Origin of the sequence: Micromonospora sp. L5 (genome assembly GCF_000177655.2) — a bacterium.
Taxonomy (GTDB): domain Bacteria; phylum Actinomycetota; class Actinomycetes; order Mycobacteriales; family Micromonosporaceae; genus Micromonospora; species Micromonospora aurantiaca.
The window spans coordinates 3,265,935-3,290,099 of sequence record NC_014815.1; the positions used below are offsets into that span (position 1 = coordinate 3,265,935).

The window sequence follows — 24,165 nt, forward strand, 5'->3', positions numbered from 1 at the left end:
CGCCGGACCCAGCGGCGGCGGTTTGTCCCGGCGGGCCCCGGGTAGCCGCTGACATGCTGGTACAGCGGCTCGGCGCGCCGAGCGACTTCGACCCCTTGCTGGACCGCGTGCGGGACGCCCGGGTGGTGATGATCGGTGAGGCGACGCACGGCAGCTACGACTACTACCGGCTGCGGGAGCAGTTGACCCGGCGGCTCATCGCCGAACAGGGGTTCGACTTCGTGGCGGTGGAGGGGGACTGGCCGGACTGCGACCGGGTGCACCGGTCGGTGGTGGGCGCGCCGGACGGGCCGGCCGATCCGCTCGCCGCGCTGGAACGGTTCGAACGCTGGCCCACCTGGATGTGGGCGAACGCCGAGGTGGCCCGCTTCTGCCGCTGGCTGCGAGCGTGGAACCTGGAACGCCCCGAGGGGGAGCGGGCCGGCTTCCACGGGCTGGACGTGTATTCCCTCTGGGAGTCGATGCAGGCCATCTTCGACTACCTCGGTGAGGAGGATCCGGCCTCGCTGGAGGCGGCCCAGGAGGCGTACCGCTGCTTCGAGCCGTACGGCAAACGGGCCGAGGAGTACGGGACGGCCAGCCGGTTCGTCTCCGCCCGGTGCGAGGAGGAGGTGGTCCGGCTGCTGGCGCGTACCCGGGAACAGGCCGCCGCGGACGGCCCGGACCGCTTCTCGGCCTGGCAGAACGCGGAGGTGGTGGCCGGCGCGGAGCGGTACTACCGGGCCATGGTCGGCGGCGGCCCCGAGTCGTGGAACGTCCGTGACGTCCACATGGCCGACACGCTCGACCGGCTGCTCGACCGGTACGGGCCGGGCTCGCGGGGCATCGTGTGGGCGCACAACACGCACGTCGGCGATGCCCGGGCCACCGACATGGCGGCGGACGGCATGGTCAACATCGGGCAGCTCGGCCGGGAACGGCACGGCCGGGACGCGGTGGCGCTGATCGGCTTCGGCAGCTGGCGCGGCAGCGTGGTGGCCGCGCCGCGCTGGGGCTCACCGGCCGAGACGATGGTGGTCCCACCGGCGCGGGAGGGCTCGGTGGAGCATCGGCTGCACGAGCTGATGCCGGACCGGGCGGTGCTGGTCTTCGGCGGCGACGACCAGCCGGAATGGGTGACCGGCGAGGCGGACCACCGGGCCATCGGGGTGGTGTACGACCCGAGCTTCGAGTCCTGGGGCAACTACGTGCCGACCCGGCTGGGTGAACGCTACGACGCGTTCATCTGGTGCGACGAGGCCACAGCGCTGCACCCGCTGCCGACGTGCGTCACGCCCGGTGAGATGGAGACGTATCCGGCGGGTGTGTGACGGGTGGGGCCCCGCGGGGGCCCCACCCGTGCGGATCACACGTTCGCGTGCTGCTTCTCGGCGAGGTGGGCGCGCAGGCCCTCACCCTCGACGTCCACGTTGGGCAGGATCTTGTTCAGCCAGCGCGGCAGCCACCATGCGGCGTTGTTCAGCAGCGACATCACCGCCGGCACGATCGTCATCCGGACCACGAACGCGTCGATGGCGACACCGATCGCGAGCGCGAAGCCCATCGACTTGATGATCGGGTCCTCCAGGAAGACGAAGCCGCCGAACACCGAGATCATGATGAGCGCGGCGGCGGTGACCACCCGGGCGCCGTGCCCCATGCCGTTGATGGTGGCCTGCTGGGCGGTGTCGCCGTGCACGAAGTCCTCGCGCATCCGGGAGACCAGGAAGACCTCGTAGTCCATGGCCAGGCCGAACAGGATGCCGATGAGCAGGATCGGCAGGAAGCTGACCAGCGGGGCCGGGGTGTCCAGGCCGACCAGGTCGGCCAGGTGGCCCTGCTGGAACACCGCCACAGTGATGCCGAACGTGGCCGCCACGGTGAGCAGGAAGCCCAGCGCCGCCTTGACCGGCACCAGGATCGACCGGAACACCAGCATCAGCAGCAGGATCGACAGGCCCACCACCAGCAGCAGGTAGACCGGCAGCGCGTCGGAGAGCTTCTCCGACACGTCGATGCCGACAGCGGTGACGCCGGTGAGCAGCACGTCGGCGTTCTGGATGCCCGACACCTGCTTGCGGATGTCGTGCACCACCGTCTCGGTGGCCTCCTCGGTCGGCCCGGTCTTCGGGATCACCCCGATCAGCGCGGTACGCCCCGACGGGTCGACCTGCGGCGGGGCCACCGCCAGCACCCCGTCGGTCTTCTGGACCAGCGCGGTCACCTGCGGAATGGCGGCCTGGGTGGCCTGCGGCGAGTCGGCCGTCACCACGACCGCGAGCCGGCCGGTGAAGCCGGGGCCGAAGCCCTCGCGGATCAGATCGCTGCTGACCCGGGCCGGGGTGCCCTCGGCGGCGGCGGAGGCGTCCGGCAGCGCCAGGCGCATGTCCTGGGCCGGGATCGCGAGCAGGCCGAGGCCGAGCAGCCCGACCAGGATCACCGGGATGCGCAGTCTGGTCACCCACCGCGCCCAGCGGAAGCCGAAGCCGGAGCGGTCCTCCGAGCCGGTGGTCGGGTCCTCGACCGCCTTGCGGTCACGCAGCTTGCGCGGCAGCACCTTGTGTCCGGCGAAGCCGAGCAGCGCCGGAGCCAGCGTGATCGCCACCAGCACGGCCACTGTGACGGTGCCGGCGGCGGCCAGGCCCATCACGGTGAGGAACGGGATGCCCACCACGGCCAGGCCGGCGAGCGCCACCACGACCGTCGCGCCGGCGAAGACCACAGCCGAGCCGGCGGTGCCGACCGCACGGCCGACCGCCTCCTCCGGGGAGAGTCCGTCGAGCAGGTTCTGCCGGTGCCGGGAGGTGATGAACAGCGAGTAGTCGATGCCGACCGCGAGGCCGAGCATCAGCGCCAGGATCGGCGCGGTGCTGGTCAGCTCGACCGCGCCGCTGAGCGCGAACAGACCGGCCATGCCGACGCCGACGCCGATGAGCGCGTTCAGCATGGTCATCCCGGCCGCCACGAGCGAGCCGAACGTGATCACCAGAACGATCGCCGCGACCAGCACGCCGATCGCCTCGGTCGAGCCGACCTCCGGCTCACCGTTGAGCACCTCGCCGCCGGGGGCGATCTGCCAGCCCTGCGCCTCGGCCTGCGCGCCGACCTTCTCGTACGCGTCGCGCTGCTCGTCAGTCACCTCGTCCGCGCCGCCGGCGAACTGCACCTGGATCAGCGCGTACCGGCCGTCCGGGGTGAGCGCCTGCGCCTGGTACGGGTCGACCGCGCCGACCACGCCCGGGAGCGTGGCCGCCTCCTGCGTGACCTGCTTGACCACCGCCTGTCCGGCGGGTGAGGTCAGCGCGCCGTCCTGCGGCGCCTTGATCGCGATCGTGCCGGTGGCGCCGCTGGCCGCCGGGAAGCGGTCGGCGAGCAGGTCGATCGCCTTCTGCGACTCGGTGCCCGGCATGGTGAAGTTGCTCGCCGTCGGGCCCCTCAGCGTGGCCGCGGCCAGGCCGAGTCCGACGAGTACGACGAGCCAGACGACGGCGACGAGTCGCCGCCGGCGCAGGGATGCCCGGCCGAGCCGGTACAGCAGGGTCGCCATGGACCTTCCTTGTCCTCGGGGTTCGGATCAGGTGGTGACTTCGAGCGCGCGGTACGCCACGGCGAGCAGCGCGGGTCGCAGCTGGTCGTCGGGGATGTCCAGGAACTCACCGCAGGTCTCGGCGATGCCGGCGAGCACGACGAGCGCCGCGACGCGTGCCTCCGGACGGTCGGAGAAGCCGGAGAAGGCGGCGATGAGTTGTTCGGAGATCTGCTGGATGTGGGCGAACGCGGGCTGCTGGAGCAGGTCGGGGAACTCTCCCCGGAGCAGCGCGATCTCCCGGCGGAAGCGGACCGCCAGGTCGACGAAGCCGTCCGCGGCGACGCGTTGGGCCTCGGCGCCGGTGTGCGCGGCGATGCGGACGTCCAGCTCCTCCAGCATCGTGATGGCCGGGGCCATCAGCTCGCAGAGCAGGGCGTCCTTGCTGGCGAAGTGGTAGAGCACCGTCGCCTTGGAGCAGCCGACATCGCGGGCGATGTCCTGCAGCGAGGTGCCCTTGTACCCGGTGACGGCGAACCGGCGAGCGGCCGCGGCCAGCAGCTCGTCGTGGGTGGCGGTGGTGGGTCGCGCCATGTCCTCCAGCATGCCTGACCGATCGGTCAGGTGCTGACCGATCGGTCAGATCGCACGCGTGGCGTTCGCCACAGCGAACCGTTTTCGCAGGTCAGGCCGGTGGGCGGCCGTGTGTGCGGTCGTACTCGGCCCGGGCCGCGCTGATCGCCTCCCGGTGCCGCTCCGCCCAGCTCGTCAGCGCCACCAGCGACTCGTACAGCTCCCGGGCCATCGGCGTGGCGGTGTACTCCACCTTCGGCGGCACGGTGGGATGCACGTGCCGGTGAAGCAGCCCGTCCCGCTCCAGATTGCGCAGCGTCAGCGTGAGCATCCGGCGGCTGATCCCCTCCACCCGGCGCTCCAGCTCGGTGAAGCGGACCGGACCGGCCGAGGCGGCGATCAGGATGCCGATGGCCCACTTGCCGCCGACCCGGTCCAGCGCCTCCCGCACGGTGCAGGCGCTCGCCTGCACCGCCGCGTCCGGTCCGCACCGCTCCGACTCCGCCTCACCCACGCCCCCGATCGTCGCAGGTGCCGGCCGGTGCGGCGCGCCGGGCACCGTGTCGGGGTTGCCGAGCCGGGCCCGGCCCGGGATGGTGGTCCGATGGGCGCCGCCGACGAGACCCGGGCCGGAGTGTCGCTGACCAACCTCGACCAGCCGCTGTTCGACGGCGCCGGGGCGACCAAACGCGACCTGGTCGACTACCTCGACGCGATGGCTGACCGGATCCTGCCGGAACTGCGGGACCGGCCGCTGTCGGTGCTGCGGGTGCGGCCCGGCCAGGAGCCGTTCATGCAGAAGAACCTGCCGAAGTACACGCCCGGCTGGGTGCGCCGCACCGAGGTGTGGGCGGAGGCGTCGCACCGGCGGATCTCGTACGCGCTCTGCGACGACCGGCGGACGCTGCTCTGGTTCGCCAACCAGCGGGCGGTGGAGTACCACCCGACGCTGGCCCGCGCCGGTGCGCCCGAGCACCCGTCCCACCTGGTGCTCGACCTGGACCCGCCGGAGGGGGACGCGTTCGGCGCCGTGGTGCGGGTCGCCCTGCTGGTCCAGCAGGCGCTCGCCGACGCCGGGCTCGCCGGCGCGGTGAAGACGAGCGGCGCCAAGGGGCTGCACGTGGTCGTGCCGGTGGACCCGGCCACCACCGCGGAGGAGGCCGCCGCCGCGACCCGCGCTCTCGCCGTCCGTACCGAACGGCTCGACCCGGCGGCCGCGACCACCGCGTTCATCGTCGCCGACCGCGGCGGCCGCGTCTTCGTCGACTCCACCCGGGCGTACGGCGCGACTGTGGTGGCCGCCTACAGCCCCCGGATCCGGCCCGGCGCCCCGGTGTCGTACCCGGTGGGCTGGACCGATCTGGAGAGCGCGACCCCGGCCGACTTCACCGTGCGGACCGTGCCGGGCCTGCTGGGGGACCGGGATCCCTGGGCGGAGGCGCTGCCCGCGCCGCAGCGCCTGCCGGCGGACCTGGTCGAGCAGGGGCGGACCATCCCGGTTGCCCGGGTGCAGGCGATGCACGAGGGCAAGCGCCGCGCCAAGGCCCGCCGCGAGGCCGGGTGACGCCGGTCCGCGTCAGTGGCGCCGGGTCGCCGTCGCCGGTGGCCGCTTGCCCCAGGTGAACGCGATGAGCACCACTGCCAGCGCCCAGGTGACGATCATCGTCCAGATCGGGCGGGTCTCGGTGGCCGCGCCGACGAACCCGCCGATCGCGTAGCTGACCAGGCAGAGCAGGCCGGTCGCGGCGAGCCGCCCGGCCGCGCTGCGGCCCTCCGGCTCGAACACCCAGTCGGCGATGCCCTTCGTGGTGCGCAGCACTGTGCCGGTCTGGTACGACGTGGCGGTCTGCACGCCGAACGTGCGGACGACGAGCCCGCCGAGGATGCCGACCGGGAACGCCAGCAGCGCGGTCAGGATCGTGCGCTCGGTCAGCGAGTCCCGCCCCGAGTCGAGGGACCGGTCCACCAGCCCCCAGAGCACGAGCAGCGCCAGCATGGCGAGCAGTTCCATGCCCGGCGGGGTGAGCGGTCCGGCCGGGCGCACGCGGCGGATCCCGGCGCCGAGCAGGCCGCCCAGGCCGAACGCGACAAGTGACGCCAGCGCGGACGGCCACGCCGGCAGGTGATCGGCGGCACCCATTCCGACGAACGCCACGTTGCCGGTCTGAATACCCACGAACACCTTGTACTTGAGGAACGAGAAGGCGTCTACCACACCGGCGAGGCCGGTGGAGAGCGCAAGTGCCAGAAACGGTATGTGGAAGTCGTATTCCCCCACCCGCCAGCGATCCTCCGCGTTATTGGACATCGCCCTCCCTACCCCTCGTTCCGCCCGTTAAACCGTTGCGGCCCGCGATGCGCAGAAGTGCCGGGAAAAGTGTTTCCTGTCGTTTCCGGTGAATGGCGCGATCGCGTTATTCACCAATGGCATCCGGTTCGGCAGCATCGCAATTGCGTCTCGACGGCGAGACTCGAAGCCGAAGGAGGCCGAGCGCATGTTCGTGCTCCCCGTCGCCAGAATCCGCGTCACGTTCTATTCGATCGCGGCGCTGGCCGTCGCCGGGGTCGCCACGGATGCTCCGGTCTGGAGCATCGCGGCGTCGCTGTTCCTCTGTGTCGCGATTCCGCTCGCAGTGGCCTTTCAGAGCCCGGAACACCTGCGGGCGTTGTTCGTCCCGTCCCGGGCCGCCGAATCGGCGGTCCACACCCGGAAGGAAATCCGTCATGCCCCGATCCAATGACCGTGCCGGAATGGGATCATCGCCCAAGGACCACCAGATGGTCGGCACGGTCCCGCGGAATCCGGCGATCGACCAGTCACACCCCGACCTGGTGCATCCGCCGTCGACAGACAACGGGCTCATGCCGAACCTGGTGTTCCCGTTCTCGCTGGCGCACACCCGGCAGGAGAGCGGCGGCTGGACCCGGGAGGTCACCAACCGACTCCTGCCGATCGCCCACGACCTGGCGATCGTGAACATGAAGCTCAACCCCGGGGCGTACCGGGAACTGCACTGGCACATCCAGTCCGAGTGGGCCTTCGTCCTCACCGGCAGCTGCCGGATCGCCGCCGTGGACCAGGAGGGCCGCAACTTCCTGGAGGACGTCAAGGCCGGCGACCTCTGGTACTTCCCGGCCGGCATCCCGCACCACATCCAGGCTTACGACGAGGGCGTGGAGTTCCTGCTCGTCTTCGACGACGGCTGCTACTCCGAGGACGCCACGTTCCAGCTCACGGACTTCTTCTCGCACGTGCCGAAGGAGGTCATCGCCAAGAACTTCGGCTGGACGATGCAGCAGATGGCCAACTTCCCGCCGGAGTCCGAGCGGTACATCTTCCCGGGGCAGAGCCCGCCGCCGCTGGCCGAGGACCGGGTCTTCAGCCCCACCGGCGACGTGCCCCGGACGTTCAAGCACAGCCTGCTCGCCCAGACGCCGGAGAAGTTCGAGGGCGGCAGCGTACGCATCGCCGACTCGAGCAACTTCGCCGCGGCGATCACCACCACGGTCGCCATGGTGGAGATCGAACCCGGCGCGATGCGGGAACTGCACTGGCACCCGAACGGCGCGGAGATGCAGTACGTGATCTCGGGCAAGGGACGCATGGGCGTCTTCGCCAACCACGGCACCGCGCGCACCTTCAACATGGAGACCGGCGACGTCGGCTACGTGCCGATCTCGATGGGCCACTACATCGAGAACATCGGTGACAAACCCTTCGTCTACCTGGAGCTGTTCCGGACCGCGAAGTTCGAGGACGTGTCGCTCGCCCAGTGGCTGGCCAACGTCCCGCCGGAGGTGGTCGCGGACACGATCAACGTGCCACGCGAGCTGATCGAGGCCCTTCCGAAGACGAAGAGCCCGCTGCAACGGCACTGAGAACGCGATGCCGAGCGCGGACGCCGCGACCCTGTGGTGTCCGCGCTCCGCGCCGCATTCCTCAACCTTCGTCCCGCGACTCCCAGACCAGCGCCAGCTCCACCCGGTTGTGGACGCCGAGCTTCGCGTAGATCGACCGCAGGTGGGTGTCGACGGTGTGGAACGAGACGAACAGGTCCCGGGCCGCCTCCTGCTTCGTCATGCCGACCGCGAGCAGTTCGGCCACCCGCACCTCGGCGGGGGTCAGCGCGGCCACGGCCGGGCGGCAGGCGTCGTCTCCCGTCGTGCCGTCGGGCTCCGGCGTCCCGTCCCCGGCGACGCCGGCACCCATCCGGGTGTACATCGCGGCGCACTCGGCGAGCAGGCCGGGCGCCTCCGCCGGCGGCAGCCCGGGCGACCGCGCCAGGTCGTGCAGCGCGCCGGCCAGGGCCGGCCGGGCGGAGGTGGTGCGGAGCAGCCGTACCGCCGCGCGCAGCGCCGCCGGATCATCGGTCAGCAGCCCGTCGACCTGGTGCGCCACCCCGCGCCAGAGCGCGTTGTTCGCCATCCCGGCGGCCCGCTTCAGGTGGTCGGCGAGGATCTCGGCCCGCTGCCGGTCACCCAGCGCCAGTGCCGCGCGGACCAGCCGCGGGCCGTGGTGCGGCACCAGCAGCAGGGGAGCCATCGAGCGGTCCGGCATGGCCAACGCGGCCCCCAGGAGCGCGGCGTGCCGGCCCGGTTCCGGGTCGCCCGCGGCGGCACAGCCCAGACGGAACCACTGCATGTCGTCGGGCCAGCCCACCGTGGGGCGTTCGTCCGCCAGCAGCTTCCGGGCCGCGGCCACCTCACCCCGGCGCAGCAGCACCTCCACGACCGTGGCGAGCAGGTCCACCCGGGCCTGCGCCGGCAGGGCGACACCGCGTTCGGCCAACGCGAGGCGGGCCCGCGCCTCGGCCTCGGCCAGCTCGCCGGTGCTCAGCCGCAGGACGCAGTCCAGCGCGGTCACCAGCGGCTGCGCCACCGCGCCCAGCGTGTCGATCTCCCCGGCGACGCCGTCGAGCGCGGTCGCCGCGTCGACGTACCGGCCGAGCGCGATCTGGTTCGCCACCCGGTCGACGCGCAGGAAGATCGCCTGGGTACGGGCAGCCGGCTCGCCCGCGTCCACCTCCCGCAGGATCCGCGCGGCGCGGGGCAGGTCGCCGGTGGCGGTGGCCCGGGACGCGTTCGCCAGGGCCAGCCGGATACCGCCGCCGGGGGAGGGGCTGCGCTCGTGCGCCCGCTCCGCCGCCGCCACCAGCTCGGCGGCGTCGGGATGCCCGAACCGGGCCGCCAGCGGCGCCAGCATGGTGAGCGTCCAGCTCCGCCCGGCGGCGTCCAGCTCCTGGTTCAGCGCCCGCCCGAGGTACGTCAGGGACAGCGAGGGGCGCTGCGTCGCGTAGTAGGCCCCGAGCCACCCGAGCAGCATCGCCCGCTGCCGTGGCCCGTACCTGTCGGCGGCGACCTCCCGGTGCAGCATGCGCAGCGTCTCGTCCAACCGGCCGGCCAGGTAGAGGTTGTCGGCGACGTCGACCAGCCAGGCCAGGCGCTCGTCGGCCGGGCCCGGTGCCGGGGCGGCCAGCAGCAGGTCCGCGGCGAGGCTGGGTCCGACCGCCGGGTCGGCCGCCAGCCGCGTGGCGAGCGCCCGGGCGGACCGGCTCACCGCCGGCAGGACCCGCAGGAGCTGCCGGGCGGCCTGGGCCGGGCGTCCGGCGTCGGCGAGCACCTCGGCGGCCGCCTCGCGCAGCGCCTGGCGCACCGAGGCCGGCGTGTCCCGCAGGACGTCGTCGCGCAGCGCGATCGAGGCCAGTCGCAGCCCGGCCGCGGTGTCGACGAGGAACCCGCGCGCGATCAGCTCCTCCACCGTCGCGTCGACCGGCTCGTCCGGCGTGGTGCCGGTGCGAACGGCCACCGCTTCGAGGAACCACAGGCCGCAGGGGGCGTCCGCGACGGCGACGCCGCGCAGGACCCACCGCTGCGCAGTGGTGAGCGACGAGGGTACGCCGGTGTGCATCTTGGGACGGTTGGTCAACGGCGTCTCGGGCAACTGGCTCACCTTCGCAGGTGCTGGGTTTCGACCCGTTCACCGCGAGGTTAGCCAGCTCACGACCTGCTCATCCCCGAATCGGGGGACAAAGGTGAGGGCGGCTCCGGATCTCCGGTGCGGGCCGCTAGATGACGCGGCGCCGGACCCGCCACACCACCACACCGACCAGGATCGCCGCGACGGTGACGAACACTGCCGCCTCGATGAGCTGGAACGTCCAGAACCGGTCCGCCGGGTGGTAGACCCCGAACTGCTGGACGCCGCGCGCGTGCAGGAACTGGTTGAGGTTGGTGCCGGCCCGGTCGGCGGCGTCCGCCAGCTCGGCGTACTCGGCCCCGCTCAGCCGCCGCCCGGTGGCGTCGGCGTAGCCGCGCTCGATCACCCAGTCGGCGACGCCCGGCAGGTGCCCCGCCCGGTCCGTCGAACCGCCGGCGGGGACCGGCTCCATGGTGGTGAGCGGCGTGGCGTACGCGGGACGGGCCAACAGCCCCACCGACATCCGGGCGGCGAGGAACGCCCCGAACGCGACGCCGAACGCGGGCAGGCTGCGCCGCAGGATCGCCCCCGCGGCGGTGGCGACACCGAACGCGAACAACGCGTACGCCACCGGGACGAGTCCTTCCAGGTCGAAGGCGTCGTACTGGAACCGCCCCTCCCACGCGTCGAACGGCTGACGGAACCAGGTGAGCACCGCTGTGAACACCCCGGTGAGCGCGACGGTGACGCCGGCCAGTGCCGCGAGCTTTGCCGCCAGCCAGCGCATCCGCGGCACGGCCTGCGTCCAGGCGAGCTGCCAGGTGCCGTCCTCCAGTTCGCGCGCCAGCAGCGGTGCGCCGAGGAACGCGCCGATGACGACGGGGACCAGGTAGAAGGCCGCCAGGAGGTTCTCGACGTACCCGTACCTCTCGTCGAGCCGGCGGAAGGAGGCCGTGCAGGCCGTGTCGACGCCGGCCTGTCCCGCGCACCGGGCGGGACCGCCGGGGAACAGGTCGTGGGCCTGCGTCCCGAGAACGAGCAGGGCGACGCCGAACACGCCGACGAGCAGACCCAGGACGCAGACCTCGGTCCGGTGCTGGCGCCAGATCAACCACGTCACGCCGGCACCCCCGAGGTGACCGCGGCGCCCGGCTCGGACGGCCGGCGCAGGTACGCCAGCACCAGATCCTCAAGCGCGACCGGCTGGGCCTGCCACCCGGGCGCGGCCGGGAGCCCGCCGTCACGTACCAGCAGGGTCGTGTGCCTGTCGCTGTGGACGGCCTCCACGACGGTGCCGGCCCGGTCGAGGTCGTCGGCCGTGCGCGGGCCGACGAGCAGCCGGTGCTCGGCGAGAAGGGTGTCGATGTCACCGGTGAGCGTGACCCGGCCCTGGTTGAGCACGACCAGGTGGTCGCAGACGCGCTCCAGCTCGTGCACGACGTGGGAGGAGAACAGGACGGTCACCCCGCCCTCGGCCACCGCGCCCATGAGGACCTGGAGGAACTCGTGCCGGGCCAGCGGGTCGAGGCTGGCCACCGGCTCGTCGAGGACGAGCAGGTCCGGCCGCTTCGCCAGCGCCAGGGCCAACGCGACCTGGGCCTGCTGCCCGCCGGAGAGCGTGCCGGCCCTGCGGTCGAGCGGTATGCCCAGCTTCGCCAGCCGGCGCTCGGCCAACCCCTGGTCGAAGCGGAGGTTGCAGGCCCGGCCGAAGCGGAGCATCTCGGCGACTGTGAAGCGCTTGTACAGCGGGTGGTCCTGGGCCAGGAACCCGATCCGGGACAGCGTCTGCGGGGTGCTCGCAGTGACGTCCCGGCCGAGGACCTCCACCGTGCCGGTGCTCGGTGCCAGCAACCCGACGACCAGGCGCAGCAGCGTGGTCTTGCCCGCGCCGTTCGGCCCGACCAGGGCGATCACGCCGCCCGCCGGCAGCGCCAGGGTGCAGTCACGCAGCGCCCAGCCCTTCCGGTACCGCTTGCCCGCACCGTCGGTGCGCAGCGCGAACCCGGTCGCTGTCACGCCACGTCCTCGTTCCTCGTCTGCTGGTGGACGGAGGTGAAGAGCGCGTCGACCGCCTGTTCGTCGAGGCCGGCCGCGTAGGCGCGGCGCAACCAGGTCTCCAGGCCGCGGCGCAGCGACGTGTACGTCGACGCCGACATCACGGCCGACTGCTGTGCGTTGACGAACGTGCCCTGGCCGGGCCGGCCGGTGACCAGGTTCTCCTGCTCCATCTGCCGGTACGCCTTGGCGACGGTGTTCGGATTGATCGCCAGGTCCTCGACCACCTCGCGGATGAGCGGGAGGCGGTCACCGGGTTGGAGGAAGCCCAGCAGCACCGCCTGCCGGACCTGCTGGACGAGTTGCAGGTACGGCGGCACGCCGGAGTGGGTGTCGAGCCGGAAGACGAACACGGTGCTCCTCACTGCTTTACTAGTAACGTAGTAAAGCAGTGGATCGGTGGTCAAGGGAGCCGGCGCGCCCGGAAACGGAACGAGCCCGGCAGCCAGGGCGGCTGTCGGGCTCGTGAAGGTCTCTTGGTGCGATTTCTTAGCAAGTGTGCCCCCGGCAGGATTCGAACCTGCGCTCCCGCCTCCGGAGGGCGGTGAGAGTCATGGCCGCGCCATACGGCTGAGCTGCGAGAGGGCTGGCAGTCGTGGGGCAGGGCGGGCAGCTTTGGCACGCATGTGGCACGAGACTCCTCTGGGATTTTGCCGTGTCAGTCGAACACGGACACGGCTTGCCGCGCCAGAGCAGCGGTCAGCGGCGAGGAAGCGCTCGGTCCGCCTAAGCCCTTTCGCGTTGTCATGCCGGCTAGCTTTTCGTTCACATGGTCTTGTCCGACGTCTATCTGATAGACAGCAGCCCCCGACGGCGCCCAGCGCCTGCCATGATGGAGCCTCACGGCTTGGTGGAGGTGGAGCCCATGTTGTTCCGGGTGCAGGAGAAGGGCGAGCCTCTGGCTGGACCGCCAAGGCGCGGGTTCGTCCTGCTTCGCCGAGACAATTGGGACGATTGGGGGTACAAGACCACCTTCACCGTCGAGATATTCCTTGAGGATGGGCGAGTTGTCGATCTCGGTCCGGTAAAAATCCTGACCAAGGGCCAAGAAGGCGGATTTACGCCCATCCAGCGCACGTTTAATCAACTTGATAACAATTATTGTTCGCTGGGTCAGTCACTGTCCTACTACGAAACGCTCCATGCTTTGGGGTCGGAAATTACGCGGGAGGTCCTGCGGGGACTCCGGGATGTGGTGTTCCAGCCATCAATCCGTGAGGAGTTCATTGAAGAGGAGGGATTTGAGGTTTCCCTCGAACGCTTCAGTAGTTCGGCCCGCGCCATCGAGGATGCCGCGCCCCTCTTTCGTAATGCATTCCAACTCCCGTCACCAAAAGATTCTCCGCCGCTCAGATTCTCCTTTCTTTCGAGCGTCGGCGGATCAGAATTTACTACGAAGTTTGCGTATAACGACCTCAAGGAAATCCCTTCCCGGATAAACGCGATTATCGGCTACAACGGCACGGGGAAAACCCGCCTTCTCGCCAACCTGGCATGGGTTGCCAACGCGAACTTGGATGAACGTGAACACCATAGGTTCGCAATGGAGTTCGGTAGAATAGTCACCCCTCAGAAGTTGCGCTTCGGTGCAGTTCTGGCCATCTCCTATAGTGCTTTCGATACATTCGAGGTCCCTGGTCGAGATGCGTTGGAGAGAGAGAGGATCGCGCGATCGGGAGATCTTTGGGGATACGTCTACTGCGGTCTTCGGAAGTTCTCTAATGAACAAAAGCGCCAGACCGACCGTCCGCTCTCGGGTTCAGACGCTCATACTCTTAAGAGCATTGGCGAGATTTCTCACGACTTCTTCGAGGCGTTGCGCCGAACGGAGGATGAGCCGAGGAGGAGCTTACTCGACGCAGCTTTGGAGCCGATCGAGGAGGAGCCTTCCTTTGGAAGGCTGGGCGTGTCGCCCCGACTTCTTCACGAGAAGACCTTCCGCAGTCAGATATTTCCATCGCTAAGTACTGGTCACAAAATCGTTCTGAATATCGTCGTTCACCTTGCAGCGCACTTGGAGCGTAAATCGCTGGTTCTTATTGACGAGCCGGAAAGTCACCTTCACCCACCACTGTTGGCTGCATTGCTCAAGAGCATAAATGTCCTGCTGGAGCGGAGGGATAGCTATGCAGTGATAGCGACCCATTCGCCTGTGGTGCTTCAGGAAGTTCCACGCCGCTATGTGCGCGTGCTTCGAAGAAATGTCCAACAAACGTTCGTGCATGAACCCGAGATCGAGACTTTCGGTGAGAATGTTGGAACACTAACTCGCCATGTATTCGACCTCGATAGCTCAAGCACTGATTATCACTCGATTCTTGAACAGTTGAGCAAAAATCATACCATTCAAGAGATAGATGAGATGTTTGGTGGCGAGGGAATGAGCGCCCAGGCTCGTGCATACGTCAGGGGTGTTCAGCGATCTCGGGAGCTGGATTAGTGTACAACCTCACCCCTCCTGATCGTGACGATATGGCTGACTATGTGCGTGTCGCTGATGGCCGCCGGTCAACCGAGGCCCGTCAAACCCTGCGTATGGCTATTCCTTCTGTGGCGGACGCTTACAAGTCGTACGAAGGGGCGATGAAGCATGGTGCACACATTGATCCGATCACTGTCTCGGATGACCTGAAGAAGGAGCTCCTGGCCAACTATGACGCCTTGAACGAGGGTCGCGTCCTGAACGAACTCAGGCAGGAACTCCTCCAGTCCATCACTCGCAAAGGGCAATGCCCGCTGTGCGGCCGCGGACGAGTGTATACGCTTGACCATTACCTACCGAAAGGCAACTACCCAGAGTTCAGCATACTTTCCAAAAATCTCGTACCGGCCTGCTATCGCTGCAACAACAAGAAGTTGGACAGGATGCATAGTCCTGGCGATGCCAGGTTCCTGCACCCTTATTTTGATAAGCTGCCAAGTCAGCCGATACTCGCGGCCCATGTCGATGTCGGATCAGAAGTTTCAGCAATATTTAGCATCGTCGATCACCCTGCGGTCTCGCCCGAACTGATCCGAAATGCGCGCTATCACTTCAGGACTCTTAGTCTAGGCGATACCTACATCCTGGATGCCGCAGCAGAGCTGACTGAGATGCACGGGCAGCTATGCGACGTGTACGGCCCTGATGAGAACTCATTCGAGGTCCAACGGTGGCTGAGTGCGCGGTATGCCAGCATCGCTCAGGCCCGTGGGTTGAACGACTGGAAGACGGCCCTCTACTGGTCACTCGCCGCACACCACGATTTCTGTTCTGGGGGATTCGAGGCCATCGGCAACTATCCGACTTGATTATCCGTTGCAGTTGCCTGCATAGCCCAACTCGCCGGTGCTCATAATCACTCCGACCGCCCCGGCGGCCCGGAATCTTCGACCACTCGCGTAGCCCATCACCCGCACTCCAGCCGCCCGCGCAGCACCAACCTAGACGCAGACCCTAGCTGCCAGGCCATGCTTTCCACACGTCCGAGAGGATGTCGCTGAGTTTGGACCTGGCAGGGGTCCAGCCGAGAAGGGCTTGGGCGCGGCTGATGTCAGCGATCAGGTTTGGCGGCTCGGGCTTGGGTTGCTGGCGGTGGACGGTCACCGAGTGGCCGGTGATCTGCTCGGCGGTGGCTACCACCGCGGCCATGCTCGTTCCGGTCCCGGAGCCGAGGTTGATGGTCGGGCAGACGCCGGGGGAGCAGGCGGCCAGGCCCTGCCGGATGGCAGTAGCGACGTCGGCGACGTGGACGAAGTCCCTGACTGCTGATCCGTCGCCATTGAGGGTGACGTGGTCGAGCTGGCCGCTGATCGCACGGAAGACGTTCGGGATGATCCGTGCGCGGTCGGTGTCGGTGACCCCGTCGACGGCTCCGGCGATGTTGAAGGGCCGAACGGTGATCGCCCCGATTGCCCCGGTCGCCGCGTAGGCAGCGACCATGTGCTCTGCGGCGACTTTCGAAGCCGCGTATGGGCTCTCGGGGTGCGGGGGGAGGTCTTCGGAGAGCGCGCCTTGGTGCTGCGATCCGTAGACGATGTTGGTGGAGGTGAAAACCAGGGCGACGGGGTCGGTGGTCGTCCGCACGGTGTCGAGAGCCATAAGCAGGTTCAGGGTGCCGGTCTCGTTGACGTCGAAGTAGCTCAGCGGGTCGGCGAACGAGTCCCGGCCGCTGGTCAAGGCAGCCAGATGAACAACTCCCTCGTACCCGCCTTCCTTGACGATCTGGGCGACCCGGGCGCGGTCTCGGATGTCTCCCGTCACGATCGCGACATCAGCCGATGGCTTGCGGTTCCCGTGGCCCCGGCTCATGACGGTGACCCGGTGTCCGGCGGCGAGCAGGTCACGGGCGACGGCGCGGCCGAGAAATCCGAGGCCACCGGTTACCAGTACGTGCACGTCAGCCTCTCCCCAGGATCGTACGGCGGTGCTCCCACGCGAGCTGGATGCAGCCGGCCGCCGCCGGAGCTAGCCGCCCGCTGGCGGTCAGTTCGTCGATGGTGTGGCGGGTGAATGGCAGTGCCGACGTGGGCCGCACCCGCCCGGTCTTCACCACGGTCCCCTCGTCGTTGGCGCTGACCATGTCGGCGAATAGGCGGTCATAGGTGGGGCCATCGAACACCGCTACGGTCAAGATTTCGCCCCAGAGAGTGAGGGCGTCGAGAGCGACGCCGAGGCAGAAGACTCGTATCCCACCCGCCGCGTAGTCGCGTTGGAAGCTTGCCAGCGGCTCGGCGGTGTAATCCGCCGGCTCACCGTCACCACCGTGCTCGGCCGTGCCGAGAAATTCCTCGCTGTACTCCCGCATCATGTTGCGCCACAGGTCGAAGTCGGCCGCTAAGGCCGCAGGTAGGACGCTCGACGGCTGGAAAACCCCCGCCGGCATGATGTGCAGCATTCCCCCAGCCACGGCTACGTTGCCGGCCGCCCGGTTGTGCAGCACGAAGGACACCCCGTCTTCGTCCACCCGTAGGGTGAGCGTGTCGGTTGACGGTGCCGTCGGCCGACGGCTCGGCGTGAACGGGTCACCGACAAGCCGCCGAAAGCCCAGGTTCCGCCAGGACGCCGGCAGGACGCCGCTTCCGTCGCCGGCAACGTGGTACATCGCCATCTCGTGCGCGAGCGCCTCTGAGACGTCGACACCACCGAAGTACGTGCCGGTGGTGAAGGTGAGTGCTTGGTCGGGCTGGCTCCAGTCGACTCCCGCGAGATGCCAGGCGAGCCGGTTCTCAAAGAGCCGGGGCTGTTCGACGTCCCGCAGGGCGAGGCTGTAGCGCTGGTGGCGCCGTCCGTCCGACGCCAACGGCCGTACGCAGGCCGACGCGTCTTCGGTACCGGTGACGGCAGGGGTGGTCTCTTCCGGCGCGAGGTCGATGCCGAACTGCGTCAACTCGATGGGGGTCGACGGCAGCCATTCCGGTGGCGCGATCAGGCCAGTGTCGCCTACCCGGTCCTTCGCGTCGTAGAGCCGCGCTGCCTCCCGCGCGAGCTGCACCCGGTGGACGTTCAGCTTCCGGCGGACAGCCCGCCACTCTTCCTGGCTTTCCTCGGCGTGCGGGTGAGACTCGGATTCCTGGTGGATCGCGAAACCTCCAGAGTCGTTCTCGGGACTATCGCGTTGCTGCGGCGTGACGCGCTGCCGCGTCAGGCCAAGATCCTGCACCGATACACCGAAGTGCTCGGCGAGGAGCTGTCGGTAGAGCGCCGACGGGAACGTGATTCCCCGCTCCCACCTGCTCACCTGGTTGGCGGTGACGGCCAACCGCTTCCCGCGCCCCGCCCCAAGGTGATTGAGCCCGTCCGCCACGTCCTGCTGAGTCTCACCCGCAGCGTCGCGGAGGTTGTAGAGCGCGAAATTCGGGGTGGCATCTCTGGCGCGAGCAGGCATAGCCGCCCTCCTTTGCTGGCGTAGGCACCGGGACGCGCACCACCCGTGCCTAGTTGATGCCTAGTGAACGGCGCTTACTCGCCTGTTGAACGGCGTTTGGATGTGCGTCCGGAACTGGTGTCCTTGTCGCCATGACCGACATCGACCGCGATCCGCTCGACGGCATCCGCGAGCCGCCGTACCTCGGCGTGGAGCTGATCCAGCCGCGCGAGCACCAACGAGGAACCGTCCGTCTGTCCCGCCTTCCCGCTGCCGCTCGGCGGTGCGGACCCCGTCAGCACGGCTCGGAGGTAGTCGTCCGGCCAGCCGAGAGCCTGAGAGATTGCAGCGAGCGTGCGAGCGGACCGCTTGCGAGTCGCGGTCGCGTATTGCAGCTCACGCAGGGTCGCAACCGACACCTTCGATCGCTCGGCCAACTCCTGCTGGGTCATCGGCAACTCGGTCATCCGGCTGTTCATGGCACTGGCTACCGCCTGCCAATCCTCCACCGACTGCCTCCCTGTCTGACTGCCTGATCCGCTGATCCTAGTTCCTCCACCCTCGTTGACACCGCACAACATCAGCGCTAATTTTAGCGCTGAAATCAGCTACGCCGCCGGTTGGTCCCGGGGAAGGCAGCGCTTCGCAGCGCTGCGCGCCCACGAGCCACCCGCGCACTTGGTCATTGAGAACTGAACAGCAGAAGCGCCGCGTAGATCCGTCTGCGGCATCCCCGCCTTGAGCCACACGGTGGCCGACCCCGGTGTCTTCCCGGGCGAGCGGGGCGAGCGGGCCGGATCCGGCGCGCGGCATGGACTTCTGCCTCTTGATTTCTGTTCGTCCCGGGCGCGGCCGGTCTGGTCGCGCCCCGGGGCTTTCCCGACTTCAGCGACTCTCCCGGAGGTTTCCCGTGAGGAAGCACCTTGCCCCCGTGGCCGCCGAGCCGACCGCCGCCGACCTGGCCGCGATCGACACGGAGTGGCCGCTGATCGCCGCCGAGCTGGACGTGCTCGACGCCGAGATCACGATGCTCTACGCCGAGGACCACGGCGGCCCGACCGTTCTGGACTGGCGGCGGTTGCGCCGGGCCGAGGCCCGGGTCACCCGCGCCGCCGCCGACCTGAGCACCCGCACCGACCCGCACCGCGCGGCCTGATGTCCCGCATCCGCGCCGCCTTCCACGATCCGGACGGAGCGCGGTACGGCATCCCCACCTACTGGTGGCGCGGTGCCCCGCCCGGCTACGCCACCCGCCGCCAACTCCGCGCTGCCGGGCTGCGTCCCGGTGGTCAGCCGGTCGCCGCTCAGATCCTCTGGGCCGGGGTCGGCGGCATCCGCGCCGCCTACCTGTACCGGCTGGACCTGGCCGCCCCGAAGCGCACCGCCACCCCCGCCCAACTCCGCGCGGTCCGCGCCGCGCTGCTCGCCCGCCGTACCTGCCCGACCTGCCGGCAGGTACGCGGCTACTACATCCCGCGCTCGCTCGGCGAATGCCTGAGCTGCGTATACCCGTTGGAGGTTGCCGCGTGACCCCCCGCACCTACACCCACCCGAGCGTCCTGGACGGCATCGCCGCCGGGGCGTCGTGGGCCGACCCGACCATGGATCCCACCGCCATCGACTGGACGCCCCGCCGGACCGCCGCCGCCATCCCGTTCCCGCTCGTGGACGGGCGGCCGGTCAACCCGTACGCCCCGACCGGCATCCGCTACGGCCGCAACGAGCTGGGCCACTGGGGGGAGCAGCAGTGCGCCGACGCGATCGTCACCGCCACCGACCGCTACGGCTGCCGCTGGCTGCTCATGGTCGAACGCTCCGACGGGCACGGATGGGCGCTGCCCGGCGGCTACGTCGACCCCGGCGAAGACCCGACCACCGCCGCGTACCGGGAACTGGCCGAGGAAACCGGCCTGATCGTCCGCAACCACGCCGACACCACCCTGCCGGCCCGCTACGTGCCCGACCCGCGCGCCTCGGATGAGGCGTGGATGGTCACCACCCCGGTTCGCATCCACCTCGGCGACGGCTGCCGCGGCCTGCCCGAGGTGACCGGCCACGACGACGCCCGCCGCGCCGCCTGGATCCCCGCCGACGACCTCTACGCCGTGGTGCGGCACCTGGCCGACACCTACAGCGGCGTCGTGTTCCCCGCCCACCGCGACCTCATCGCCCACGCCCTCACCCACTGACCGGAGGCCATTCGCCATGACTGCCCCCACGATCAACGGCACCCGCTACCCACAGCCGATCGAAGACCTGTTGCCCGCCGCCCGCGCGCTGGACCTGCCCGAGGGTGAGACGTTCCCGTCGCGCAACCGCCTCATGCGCGAGTTCCGCATCGGCGCACCCAAGGCCGGGGAACTCCTGGCCCTGCTCAAGGCCGAGCCCACCGCCCCTCCGGCCGACACCACCGCCCCGGACCCGGCCGCCGCGCCGGACGCACCCGAGCCCGCCGCACCCGCCGCGCCGGTCACGGTGGACCCGACGCCCGCCCCGGAGAGCGCGACGACCGAGCCGGACGACGAGGCCACGCCGGTCAGTCGCCCGGACACGCCCACCGCCGACGAGCCGGGCCGCCGTCCGGTGGTGTGGCCGGTGGTGCTGATGGCCCTCGGCGCGTTCGTGGCCGTGTGGTCCGGCTGGGTCGGGCTCGGGAAGCTCACCGGTTTCGGGAAGGTGGACCTGCTGCCCGGGATCGTGGAGCCGGGTTCGTGGGCCACCATCGACTCCGCGATCACCCTGCCGATCGGGGTAGAGGCGTACGCCGCGTACGCGCTGTACGTGTGGCTGTCCGGCAGGGTGCCGACCCGGGCGCGCACGTTCGCCAAGTGGTCGGCGCTGGCGTCCCTCGCGGTCGGCGCGCTCGGCCAGGTCGCCTACCACCTGCTCACCGCCTACGACGTCACCGCCGCCCCATGGTGGATCACCACCCTCGTGTCCTGCCTCCCGGTCGCCGTGCTCGGCATGGGCGCCGCGCTCGCGCACCTCGTCCGAGAGGGCCACTGACATGCCCAAGAAGCGCAAGGCCACTGAGCAGGATCTGGCCAACATCGTCGCGGAATGGGCCGTCCGGGAGATCCACCGGAACGACAACACCCGCAAGGCGTTCCGCAGCCTGTCGCCCGAGGTGCAAGGCCAGATCCACGGGTGGGCCGCCGACGAGCGGCAGCGCCGCGCAGACGGCATCACCATCACCGACTGACTACGCCCGGCGGCACGGCCCCTCGGCCTAGGAACCGTGCCGTGCCGCCGGTCCACCCCCCTTCAGCCGTACCTACCGACCTCGGGAGATACCCCTCATGTTCGCAGATCCGACCGGCGCGCGTGCTGCCGTGTTCGCCGCCGTGTTCGCCGCGCTCTACGTCGCGCATCAGGTCGCCGATCACTGGGTGCAGACCCAGTGGCAGGCCGACTGCAAGAGCGAGCCGGGGTGGCTCGGCCGCCTGGCCTGCGCCGCGCACGTGGCCACCTACACCCTCACCGCCGCCGTCACCCTGACCACCGTCGTTCTGGCGACCGGGCTGCGCCTGGACCTGTGGGGCGTCGGGATCGGGCTGGCGGTGTCGGCGGTGTCGCACTACATCGCCGACCGGCGTACCCCGCTGCGCCGCCTGGCCGAGGTGCTCGGCAAAGACCCGCACTGGCTGACCCGAGGCGGCGGCCTCTACGCCCTCGACCAGTCCTGGCACTACGGCTTCCTGTTCATCGCCGCCCTGTTCTGCGCCGCCTAACCCCGCCCCCGCCGGCAGTCACCCCGCGAAGGAGACACCCCTGATGGCACGCATCTCGATCGGCCGATCCACCGGCCGCATCACCACCGGCACCTCAACGCTGTGGTGCCCGCCCTGCGGCAACGACAGCAACTGGCGCGACATCACCGCCGACGACCGGCGCACCTACGCCACCTGCGGCGACTGCGGCAACCGCGTCTCCGTCAAGAACTGACCCCCGCGCCCGGCGGCACGGCCCTGGCCTCGCAAACCGCGCCGTGCCGCCGGACCCCACCGATCCATGACCGGAGGAACCCCCATCATGACTGCCCCTGATGACGACCGTTTCGACTGGCAGGCCGCCGAAGCCGACCTGACCGACCCCACGGGCGGTGAGGGTGCCGAGGTGGTCGACCTGGACGACGCCCGCGCCCGCCGCACGCCCCGGCCGCGGCCCCCGGCCGACAACGACGCCCCGGACGCCGACGCCGACGATGCGGAGAGTGTGGACGACGGCCCGGACCGCGACGGCGGCCCGGTCGACACCGCCGACGACATCCCCCGTGAAGTGCTGGCCCGGCAGCGAGACCGCCGGCCGATCCTGGCCGACTGGGCGCGCTCCTGGCGCGCCTTCCGCGCCGCTGCCCGGCATCAGGTCAAGGACGCCGGATACGTCACCGCCTACCACGCAGTCAGGCTGCCGAAGTACGCGGCGAAGACCGCGCTCTACGCGCCGCTGGGCCTGTTCCGGGGTGCCGGGCGGGCGCTGCACTGGGCCAGCGCCGAGGAAGGCAACTGGCACCTACGGCAAGCCGCCGCGAGTCGGGGTGACGCGGACACGTGGATGAAGCTCGACGCCCGCCGCCAACGCCAGACCGTCTGGCGGTGGTGGGTACTCGCCGCCTCGGCCGCCGCCACCGTGGTCGGCGGGGTGGTGTTGGCGCTCGGTCCCGTCTGGTGGCGTTACGCCGCCCTCGTCCTGGTGGTGCCGCTGCTGGCCACCCTCGGCCGCCCGGCCGACAAGCCGCTCACCGACCGGGTGACCGAGGGCAACCGGTACCGCAAGCTCACCGCCGACCTGGTGCGCCGGGCGCTCACGTCGCTGCAAATGAGCGGCATCAACAGTGCGGTCGCCAAGGATCCGAAGGCGATCAGCTTCCCGGTGGACATCCACCGGGACGGCCCCGGCCACCTCGCCGTGGTCGACCTCCCGTACGGGGTGGAGGCCGCCGAGGTGGTCGCCCGCCGAGGCAAGCTGGCCTCGGCGATGCGGCTGCCGCTGGATCAGGTGTGGCCCGAGCCCGCCCCGGGTCACACCGGCCGCCTGGCGCTGTGGGTCGGCTACGAGCCTGCGTCGCAGATGAAGCAACCGCCGTGGCCGCTGCTGAGCAGCGCCGCGAAGGTGGACGTGTTCAAGGCGTTCCCGTTCGCCACCACCCCGCGTCTGGACGCCGTGAGCGTGGATCTGATGTTCCGCAACTTCCTGTTCGGCGGGCAGCCCGGCTCCGGGAAGACGTTCGCGTTGCGGGATCTGATCCTCGCCGCCGCCCTCGACCCCCGCGCCGAGATCCGAGGCTACGAACTCAAGGGGGTCGGGGACTTCGCCGTGCTTGAGCCGGTGATGGCCGAGTACGGCAACGGCTTCGATGACGACACCCTCGCCCGCTGCTTCGGCTTCATCGAATGGCTCTACGAGGAATGCCGCCGCCGCTCGAAGCGCATCGAGCACTACGCCAGGTTGGGCAAGGCACCCGAGAACAAGGTCACGCCCGAGCTGGCGTCGCTCAAGGGCTCCGGACTTCACCCCCTCGTCGCGTGGTTCGATGAGCTGCAAGAGCTGATGACCAGCAAGTACGGCAAAGACGCCGGGGAACTGCTGGAAAAGGTCATCAAGCTCGGCCGGGCGCTCGGCGTGATCATCATGATCGGCACGCAGATCCCCGACAAGGACAGCCTGCCCACCGGCATCACCCGCAACGTCAACAGCCGCTTCTGCCTGAGCGTGGCCGACCAGACCGCGAACGACATGATCCTGGGCACCTCGGCCTACAAGAACGGCTACCGCGCCACCGTCTTCCAGCCGGTCATTGAGGCCGGGTGGGGCATCCTGCGCGGCTTCGGGCCGAAGGCGTCGGCGGTGCGCTCGTTCTACGTCGACACCACCGCCGCCGCCCGCATCGTCACCCGCGCCGTCGCCCTGCGCCAGACCGCCGGCACGCTGCCCAAGCCGGACGAGCAGACCCGCGAGGTTGCCCCGGTCGCGGACGTGCTCGGCGACCTGGCCCGCGTGTGGCCGGGCGACGACAAGGCCGCCTGGAACGAGACCCTGTGCGGCCTCCTCGCAGAGCTGCGACCCGACGTCTATGGCGGGTGGGAGGCGGCGCAGCTCACCACCGCGCTCAAGCCCCACCCGGCCGTGAAGGTCGCCGACGTCGGCCGCCGCATCGACGGCAAGCCCGTCACCCGGCGCGGCATCAAGCACGCCGACCTCCTGACCGCGATCGCGGAGCGTGACCGCAAACGGTCCGCCGGATAACCCGGTCTGAGGGTGCTAGCGCT

General features: G+C 69.8%; 25 protein-coding genes and 1 tRNA gene. 14 read left to right on the plus strand and 12 right to left on the minus strand.

What is annotated here, in order from left to right:
- Nucleotides 1-53: 53 nt before the first annotated feature.
- Nucleotides 54-1,310 (plus strand): erythromycin esterase family protein, encoded by a 1,257-nt coding sequence (locus ML5_RS15500; RefSeq protein ID WP_013475318.1) that lies wholly within the window; start codon nucleotides 54-56, stop codon nucleotides 1,308-1,310.
- A 35-nt stretch (nucleotides 1,311-1,345) separates the two neighbouring features.
- Here the strand turns inward: ML5_RS15500 and ML5_RS15505 are convergent, their stop codons facing one another.
- The 3 genes from ML5_RS15505 to ML5_RS15515 form a co-directional block, all read right to left on the minus strand.
- Nucleotides 1,346-3,526 carry an MMPL family transporter gene (locus ML5_RS15505; RefSeq protein WP_013475319.1) on the minus strand — a complete coding sequence of 727 codons (2,181 nt, stop codon included), beginning with the start codon at nucleotides 3,524-3,526 and terminating at the stop codon, nucleotides 1,346-1,348.
- A gap of 27 nt (nucleotides 3,527-3,553) precedes the next feature.
- Complete coding sequence (locus tag ML5_RS15510) at nucleotides 3,554-4,099, minus strand: TetR/AcrR family transcriptional regulator (protein ID WP_013288294.1); 546 nt, start codon at nucleotides 4,097-4,099, stop codon at nucleotides 3,554-3,556.
- Nucleotides 4,100-4,190: 91 nt separating this feature from the next.
- Nucleotides 4,191-4,592, minus strand: a complete 402-nt coding sequence (locus ML5_RS15515; RefSeq protein ID WP_013475320.1) for a helix-turn-helix domain-containing protein — start codon at nucleotides 4,590-4,592, stop codon at nucleotides 4,191-4,193.
- A gap of 90 nt (nucleotides 4,593-4,682) precedes the next feature.
- Between ML5_RS15515 and ligD the strand changes: the two genes are divergently transcribed.
- Entirely contained in the window at nucleotides 4,683-5,642 is a 960-nt protein-coding gene (ligD, locus tag ML5_RS15520; RefSeq protein WP_013475321.1) for a non-homologous end-joining DNA ligase, read from the plus strand.
- A 12-nt stretch (nucleotides 5,643-5,654) separates the two neighbouring features.
- On the opposite strand, the gene ML5_RS15525 is transcribed toward ligD, so the two are convergent.
- Entirely contained in the window at nucleotides 5,655-6,386 is a 732-nt protein-coding gene (locus tag ML5_RS15525) for a DUF1275 family protein (protein ID WP_013475322.1), read from the minus strand.
- A gap of 88 nt (nucleotides 6,387-6,474) precedes the next feature.
- Between ML5_RS15525 and ML5_RS15530 the strand changes: the two genes are divergently transcribed.
- Entirely contained in the window at nucleotides 6,475-6,819 is a 345-nt protein-coding gene (locus ML5_RS15530; RefSeq protein WP_225319765.1) for a hypothetical protein, read from the plus strand.
- Between the two features lie 37 nt (nucleotides 6,820-6,856).
- On the plus strand, nucleotides 6,857-7,957 hold the full coding sequence (locus ML5_RS15535) for a cupin domain-containing protein (RefSeq protein ID WP_013475323.1): 1,101 nt from the start codon (nucleotides 6,857-6,859) through the stop codon (nucleotides 7,955-7,957).
- A gap of 61 nt (nucleotides 7,958-8,018) precedes the next feature.
- Here the strand turns inward: ML5_RS15535 and ML5_RS15540 are convergent, their stop codons facing one another.
- The 5 genes from ML5_RS15540 to ML5_RS32230 form a co-directional block, all read right to left on the minus strand.
- Complete coding sequence (locus ML5_RS15540) at nucleotides 8,019-10,028, minus strand: helix-turn-helix transcriptional regulator (protein WP_013475324.1); 2,010 nt, start codon at nucleotides 10,026-10,028, stop codon at nucleotides 8,019-8,021.
- A 115-nt stretch (nucleotides 10,029-10,143) separates the two neighbouring features.
- Complete coding sequence (locus ML5_RS15545; protein WP_013475325.1) at nucleotides 10,144-11,115, minus strand: ABC transporter permease subunit; 972 nt, start codon at nucleotides 11,113-11,115, stop codon at nucleotides 10,144-10,146.
- A complete protein-coding gene (locus tag ML5_RS15550) occupies nucleotides 11,112-12,011 on the minus strand; it encodes an ABC transporter ATP-binding protein (protein ID WP_013475326.1) in 900 nt (299 codons plus the stop codon). Before ML5_RS15550 ends, ML5_RS15545 begins: the two co-directional genes overlap by 4 nt.
- Nucleotides 12,008-12,403, minus strand: a complete 396-nt coding sequence (locus ML5_RS15555; protein ID WP_013288286.1) for a GntR family transcriptional regulator — start codon at nucleotides 12,401-12,403, stop codon at nucleotides 12,008-12,010. The genes ML5_RS15550 and ML5_RS15555 overlap by 4 nt, the downstream gene beginning before the upstream one ends.
- A gap of 146 nt (nucleotides 12,404-12,549) precedes the next feature.
- Nucleotides 12,550-12,621, minus strand: a tRNA-Ser gene (locus ML5_RS32230).
- Between the two features lie 294 nt (nucleotides 12,622-12,915).
- On the opposite strand from ML5_RS32230, the gene ML5_RS31540 reads away from it, so the two are divergent.
- Both ML5_RS31540 and ML5_RS32025 read left to right on the plus strand, forming a co-directional pair.
- Nucleotides 12,916-14,490 (plus strand): AAA family ATPase, encoded by a 1,575-nt coding sequence (locus tag ML5_RS31540; RefSeq protein WP_013475327.1) that lies wholly within the window; start codon nucleotides 12,916-12,918, stop codon nucleotides 14,488-14,490.
- A gap of 32 nt (nucleotides 14,491-14,522) precedes the next feature.
- Nucleotides 14,523-15,341: an HNH endonuclease gene (locus tag ML5_RS32025; protein ID WP_143766941.1), complete on the plus strand. Its 819-nt coding sequence runs from the start codon at nucleotides 14,523-14,525 to the stop codon at nucleotides 15,339-15,341.
- 145 nt (nucleotides 15,342-15,486) lie between these two features.
- Here ML5_RS32025 and ML5_RS15560 read toward each other — a convergent pair whose 3' ends face one another.
- The 3 genes from ML5_RS15560 to ML5_RS15570 all read right to left on the minus strand — a co-directional run bounded on the left by ML5_RS15560 (nucleotide 15,487) and on the right by ML5_RS15570 (nucleotide 18,405).
- A complete protein-coding gene (locus ML5_RS15560; protein WP_013475329.1) occupies nucleotides 15,487-16,428 on the minus strand; it encodes an SDR family NAD(P)-dependent oxidoreductase in 942 nt (313 codons plus the stop codon).
- A 1-nt stretch (nucleotide 16,429) separates the two neighbouring features.
- Entirely contained in the window at nucleotides 16,430-17,917 is a 1,488-nt protein-coding gene (locus ML5_RS15565) for a helix-turn-helix domain-containing protein (protein WP_013475330.1), read from the minus strand.
- 74 nt (nucleotides 17,918-17,991) lie between these two features.
- On the minus strand, nucleotides 17,992-18,405 hold the full coding sequence (locus ML5_RS15570) for a helix-turn-helix domain-containing protein (protein WP_013475331.1): 414 nt from the start codon (nucleotides 18,403-18,405) through the stop codon (nucleotides 17,992-17,994).
- Nucleotides 18,406-18,806: 401 nt separating this feature from the next.
- On the opposite strand from ML5_RS15570, the gene ML5_RS15575 reads away from it, so the two are divergent.
- From ML5_RS15575 to ML5_RS15605, 8 genes are all read left to right on the plus strand, one after another.
- Nucleotides 18,807-19,052, plus strand: coding sequence for a DUF6284 family protein (locus tag ML5_RS15575; RefSeq protein WP_013475332.1), 246 nt, complete (start codon nucleotides 18,807-18,809; stop codon nucleotides 19,050-19,052).
- A complete protein-coding gene (locus tag ML5_RS15580; RefSeq protein WP_013475333.1) occupies nucleotides 19,052-19,426 on the plus strand; it encodes an RRQRL motif-containing zinc-binding protein in 375 nt (124 codons plus the stop codon). Before ML5_RS15575 ends, ML5_RS15580 begins: the two co-directional genes overlap by 1 nt.
- The gene (locus ML5_RS15585) at nucleotides 19,423-20,085 is read left to right on the plus strand and encodes an NUDIX domain-containing protein (protein WP_013475334.1); all 663 of its coding nucleotides are present in this window, start codon (nucleotides 19,423-19,425) and stop codon (nucleotides 20,083-20,085) included. The genes ML5_RS15580 and ML5_RS15585 overlap by 4 nt, the downstream gene beginning before the upstream one ends.
- Before the next feature lie 16 nt (nucleotides 20,086-20,101).
- Complete coding sequence (locus ML5_RS15590; RefSeq protein WP_013475335.1) at nucleotides 20,102-20,902, plus strand: hypothetical protein; 801 nt, start codon at nucleotides 20,102-20,104, stop codon at nucleotides 20,900-20,902.
- 1 nt (nucleotide 20,903) lies between these two features.
- Nucleotides 20,904-21,098: a hypothetical protein gene (locus ML5_RS15595; RefSeq protein ID WP_013475336.1), complete on the plus strand. Its 195-nt coding sequence runs from the start codon at nucleotides 20,904-20,906 to the stop codon at nucleotides 21,096-21,098.
- A 97-nt stretch (nucleotides 21,099-21,195) separates the two neighbouring features.
- Nucleotides 21,196-21,627 carry a helix-turn-helix transcriptional regulator gene (locus tag ML5_RS15600; RefSeq protein WP_013475337.1) on the plus strand — a complete coding sequence of 144 codons (432 nt, stop codon included), beginning with the start codon at nucleotides 21,196-21,198 and terminating at the stop codon, nucleotides 21,625-21,627.
- Nucleotides 21,628-21,670: 43 nt separating this feature from the next.
- Nucleotides 21,671-21,841 (plus strand): hypothetical protein, encoded by a 171-nt coding sequence (locus ML5_RS32365; RefSeq protein ID WP_013475338.1) that lies wholly within the window; start codon nucleotides 21,671-21,673, stop codon nucleotides 21,839-21,841.
- A gap of 87 nt (nucleotides 21,842-21,928) precedes the next feature.
- Nucleotides 21,929-24,142, plus strand: a complete 2,214-nt coding sequence (locus tag ML5_RS15605) for a cell division protein FtsK (protein ID WP_013475339.1) — start codon at nucleotides 21,929-21,931, stop codon at nucleotides 24,140-24,142.
- Nucleotides 24,143-24,165: the final 23 nt, after the last annotated feature.